Below are 4298 nucleotides of genomic sequence, written 5' to 3' on the forward strand. Positions count from 1 at the left end.
TTTTTTATGCTGCCAATCTATCTTTTTTTAGCAGCATCTCTTCCATCTGTTTTGGTGTCTTATAGCCCAGAGCAGAATGTGTTCTTTTGGTGTTATAAAATCCTTCAATGTATCCGAAGATCTCCAATTTAGCTGACTGCTGATCCATGAATTTTCTATGATAGACCATTTCAGCCTTTAAAGTCTTGAAAAAGCTCTCAGCAACTGAATTGTCCCAGCAATTCGCTTTTCTGCTCATGCTTTGAAGTATCCTGTTTTCTACAATTACCCCTGAATTCATCGCAGGCATATTGAATCCCTCTATTCGAATGGAAGATAAGGCCATCTTTGACACCCCGGTTTTTAATAGCCATCCTGATGGCTTATACAGAAGTGTTTTTAGCGGTCATATCAGTTCTCAAAGACCATCCGATGACCTTTCTGTCCGCCAGATCAATGACTGTTGTTAGATAAAGCCTCCCTTTGTCAGTATGGATATAGGTAATGTCGCCAACCCATTTCTGTGACAGGGCATCCGCTGAAAAATCTCTTTGGAGGAGATTTTCAGCTATCCCATAGCTATGGACGGAATCTGTGGTCACCCTATATTTTTTCTTAACCTTACTTCGTATCCCATGTTTCTTCATCAACCTTGCAACGTAGCTTCTTGATACCATATCACCTTTTTTGTGCAGCTCTGCGGTTATCCGTGGGCTGCCATAGATATACTTACTGTCGTTGTGTACCTGCTGTATTTTATCCACAAGTGTTTTACTCCGTTGTTCCCTGGGGGACTCGGGGCAAACCCGCCAACGGTAAAAACAACTGCTACTAACGTTAAATACTTTGCACATCTTCTCTACGGAATATACTTCTCGGTTCTCCTTTATGAACCGGTATATGGACCGTCTCCCCTGGAGAAGATGGCTATGGCCTTTTTTAATATATCACGTTCTAATTCTGTATCTCTTAACTTTTTACGTAAAACCCTCAGCTCCTGTTCTTCTGGACTAATCCTAGGATTGTCCGGTAAAACCTTATTCCCATTATAACGTGGATTTCTACGCCACTTACTCAGCAAACTGGGGTCTATGTCTAATTCCTTGGCTACCCATGCCGTTTTTAGCATAAAAAACATACAATAACATGCTATATAAGCACGCTCTGTAAAATTGCACAGAAATCGTTTCGCAAATAATCTACCCTGGAATAATAAATCGGAAAATGAATTTAAGGTTTTTCTGTCTTGAGGTTGTTTAACGAGATATTACTTGACGATTCTATTTTTCTAATTCATGAATACATTTCAAAAGTATTGCAATACAATCGTTCTTCTGTAAAGGTAAAGTCGTGCCCATGTTGGCAAAACCTTCCAGATAAGGGACAATCAGACTGACTACTTTTTCGGGATGCCGCGTGTGTTTGGAGACTAATTCTGTAAGCCAAATGCAATATTCTTTATAATACTTATCTACCGCAGCGTCCAATTCTTTGTTTCGGGATGACAATGCCGCAATTTCCCGGAACATAATCGTTTGGCGGTTTTCTTTTCCGTTGTAAAGTAAAAGTCCTAGCAGCTGTTCAAAAAACTGAGTTGGTGATACTTCATTTTCTTTATTCAGCGGCGGTAACTTTTCGGTCACTTCTTCTTGACAAACCTTAAAATATTGCTCCACCGTAGCTATTAGTAAGGCGTCTTTGCCGTTATAGTAGTATTGCAGATTGCTCAACGATATATTGGCTGACTTCGCAACTTTTCGCATGGATAAGTTATCTGCACCTTCTTCGCCCAGTAAAGCGATTGTTACCTGAATGATTAAATTTTTGCGGTCTTCCTTTTTCTCCATTACAAAACAAATATATAAAAAAATTTGCAATCATTAGGTCAATTGACCTATATTTGCATTATAGGTCAATTGACCTAATTAGATATTTAATTAAATAATACAGAACAAATGAAACGTATCTTAATTGTCGGTGGATATGGGCTTGTTGGCAGTAACATAGCTCGTTTAATCAGAAAAAACTACCCAACAGTGGAACTTATTTTAGCCGGTCGAAATCACAAGGACGGCGAGGACTTAGCCGCAGAATTACATCATGCAGAAACTGCTTTTATCAATTTACATGAAACGATAGATTGGTCGCTATATGGCAAAGTTGACCTTATTATTACCGCAATGGAAGACCATGAAAATGTACTTCGCGAAGTTGCAATTGAGCGCGGTATTGCGCACATCACAATTACCGAAATAGCAGAAGAAATCTCACCAACCGTGTTTTTATCGCTTCAAAAAAAGCCTAAAGCCCCTATTGTTTTTGCAAGTCATTGGCAAGCGGGCATCATCACGTTAGTCACCAAGCAATTGGCAACAAGATTTAAGGAAATTTATAAGATCGAAACTGCGGCCCTTTATGACCCCCTTGACCCAGTTGGCCCTTTGGTAGCAGCCCAGGTAGATGGTTTTGTAGCGAAGGCATTGATGCGCGAGGAACGCCGCTGGAAAATCGTTGAGGCAACTGAAAATGCAAAAACAATCATATTGGCAGATGGTTCGCAGGTAGTCGGGTATCCTATGAGCACCTTGGATGTACCAAGTATTGCAGCCTTTACCAACACACCAAATGTACGTTTCGACTTTGCTTACGGAACGTCGATCGGTACAAAAAATGGAATAGCATCTCATGATCTGTATATTGGTATGGAAGGTATTTTAATTTCCGGAGAAAAAGTTCATTTACGTTCAGTCGTGTCGGGCTTAAAAGGAGGCTCCCATCTTACAGCAGTTGGTGTTTATCTCATCACCGAAGCCTTGCTGGGAACGGAAAATCAACCAGCAGTACGAGAAGGCGGTATGTATCTTCCCGAACTATTAGTTAACACCGATATGGTTATTGATCGTCTAAAAGAATTTGACATTACAATTTCCGAAGAATTGACCATTCAAAATGCATAAAATGGATAACTCTAAAATACTGATCATCTTAGTTCATCCCAACAGCAATGCATCTGTGGTGAACAAAAGATGGCTGGAAGAATTAAATAAGTCTCCAGAAAAATACATCATTCACGATCTATACAAGGCATATCCCGATGAAAAAATAGACATAGAAGCGGAGCAAAAACGCATCGAACAATACGATAAAATTGTTTTTCAATTTCCAATGTATTGGTTCAGTTCTCCTCCATTGTTAAAAAAATGGTTGGACGAAGTTTTGGTATATGGATGGGCTTTTGGTAGCAAAAGCGGTTACAAAGTAGCAGGTAAAAAAATTGCTTTAGCAATTTCATTAGGTGCAGATGACGAGGACTATCAAGCTAATGGTAAATATAAGTATTCATTAGCGGAATTGCTCAGGCCGTTCGAACTAACATTTGAGTATATAAAATCTGATTATCACGTCTTTTTTTCTCAATTTGGTGCCGATATGCAGGTTTCTGTAGATTGGATGGAAAAGAGTGTTTCGAGATATATGTCATATTTAGAAAAATTATAATATATCTGCCTAATGCTTCAAGCAAACCATCGTCGTGTGTTTCAGAAGTATTCAGGAAGTCAAAAAAATGAGGCGGTTCTTCCACAAAAATATCCGCATCAAATACCAGGGCACTGAAAAAGTCCTCATGAAAACTTAGAACTTCCAAAAAGGGTGAAAACCGTTAGTTAAACCCCTTGAGGATCGATTATTTGCGGAGTTAAATATAGAAGCTTTAAACAGACAAAAGATAAGGGCTTATGGACATAAAAATTCATAAGCCCTTTTTAATGGATAGTTTTTCAGTGCCCTCTCAAATACTGCGGATATTTTTGGTTATTGTAAAACTCCCTATGTCATTACTGGCAATAAGCATTACGGAATTGCAACTTAAAATAGGAGACTTTTTTATGCTGCCAATCTATCTTTTTTTAGCAGCATCTCTTCCATCTGTTTTGGTGTCTTATAGCCCAGAGCAGAATGTGTTCTTTTGGTGTTATAAAATCCTTCAATGTATCCGAAGATCTCCAATTTAGCTGACTGCTGATCCATGAATTTTCTATGATAGACCATTTCAGCCTTTAAAGTCTTGAAAAAGCTCTCAGCAACTGAATTGTCCCAGCAATTCGCTTTTCTGCTCATGCTTTGAAGTATCCTGTTTTCTACAATTACCCCTGAATTCATCGCAGGCATATTGAATCCCTCTATTCGAATGGAAGATAAGGCCATCTTTGACACCCCGGTTTTTAATAGCCATCCTGATGGCTTATACAGAAGTGTTTTTAGCGGTCATATCAGTTCTCAAAGACCATCCGATGACCTTTCTGTCCGCCAGATCAATG

Annotated in this window: 7 protein-coding genes; 2 read left to right on the forward strand and 5 right to left on the reverse strand. The window is 39.0% G+C overall.

Annotated features, from left to right (window positions below; all coding sequences use genetic code 11):
• Window positions 1-4 precede the first annotated feature (4 nt).
• The 4 genes from HPC41_RS05890 to HPC41_RS05905 all read right to left on the reverse strand — a co-directional run bounded on the left by HPC41_RS05890 (window position 5) and on the right by HPC41_RS05905 (window position 1826).
• Entirely contained in the window at window positions 5-325 is a 321-nt protein-coding gene (locus HPC41_RS05890; protein WP_172393111.1) for an IS3 family transposase, read from the reverse strand.
• A gap of 37 nt (window positions 326-362) precedes the next feature.
• Window positions 363-923 carry an IS3 family transposase gene (locus HPC41_RS05895; protein ID WP_172393116.1) on the reverse strand — a complete coding sequence of 187 codons (561 nt, stop codon included), beginning with the start codon at window positions 921-923 and terminating at the stop codon, window positions 363-365.
• Window positions 866-1108 (reverse strand): transposase, encoded by a 243-nt coding sequence (locus HPC41_RS05900; protein ID WP_172393112.1) that lies wholly within the window; start codon window positions 1106-1108, stop codon window positions 866-868. The genes HPC41_RS05895 and HPC41_RS05900 overlap by 58 nt, the downstream gene beginning before the upstream one ends.
• A 151-nt stretch (window positions 1109-1259) precedes the next feature.
• Entirely contained in the window at window positions 1260-1826 is a 567-nt protein-coding gene (locus tag HPC41_RS05905) for a TetR/AcrR family transcriptional regulator (protein ID WP_172393113.1), read from the reverse strand.
• A 108-nt stretch (window positions 1827-1934) separates the two neighbouring features.
• Between HPC41_RS05905 and HPC41_RS05910 the strand changes: the two genes are divergently transcribed.
• Together HPC41_RS05910 and HPC41_RS05915 are read left to right on the forward strand one after the other, a co-directional pair.
• Window positions 1935-2936, forward strand: coding sequence for a Rossmann-fold NAD(P)-binding domain-containing protein (locus HPC41_RS05910; RefSeq protein ID WP_172393114.1), 1002 nt, complete (start codon window positions 1935-1937; stop codon window positions 2934-2936).
• 1 nt (window position 2937) lies between these two features.
• Window positions 2938-3477: an NAD(P)H-dependent oxidoreductase gene (locus HPC41_RS05915; protein WP_172393115.1), complete on the forward strand. Its 540-nt coding sequence runs from the start codon at window positions 2938-2940 to the stop codon at window positions 3475-3477.
• A 387-nt stretch (window positions 3478-3864) separates the two neighbouring features.
• Here HPC41_RS05915 and HPC41_RS05920 read toward each other — a convergent pair whose 3' ends face one another.
• Window positions 3865-4185 (reverse strand): IS3 family transposase, encoded by a 321-nt coding sequence (locus HPC41_RS05920; RefSeq protein ID WP_172393111.1) that lies wholly within the window; start codon window positions 4183-4185, stop codon window positions 3865-3867.
• Between the last annotated feature and the right edge of the window lie 113 nt (window positions 4186-4298).

This window comes from Sphingobacterium prati (genome assembly GCF_013167215.1).
Classification (GTDB): Bacteria; Bacteroidota; Bacteroidia; order Sphingobacteriales; family Sphingobacteriaceae; genus Sphingobacterium; species Sphingobacterium prati.

What these genes read in the sequence shown, in the direction of transcription:
- HPC41_RS05905 (WP_172393113.1), bottom strand. Translation starts at nt 1,826, where the DNA reads ATGGAGAAAAAGGAAGACCGCAAAAATTTAATCATTCAGGTAACAATC.
- HPC41_RS05890 (WP_172393111.1), bottom strand. Translation starts at nt 325, where the DNA reads ATGGCCTTATCTTCCATTCGAATAGAGGGATTCAATATGCCTGCGATG.
- HPC41_RS05915 (WP_172393115.1), top strand. Translation starts at nt 2,938, where the DNA reads ATGGATAACTCTAAAATACTGATCATCTTAGTTCATCCCAACAGCAAT.
- HPC41_RS05910 (WP_172393114.1), top strand. Translation starts at nt 1,935, where the DNA reads ATGAAACGTATCTTAATTGTCGGTGGATATGGGCTTGTTGGCAGTAAC.
- HPC41_RS05900 (WP_172393112.1), bottom strand. Translation starts at nt 1,108, where the DNA reads ATGCTAAAAACGGCATGGGTAGCCAAGGAATTAGACATAGACCCCAGT.
- HPC41_RS05920 (WP_172393111.1), bottom strand. Translation starts at nt 4,185, where the DNA reads ATGGCCTTATCTTCCATTCGAATAGAGGGATTCAATATGCCTGCGATG.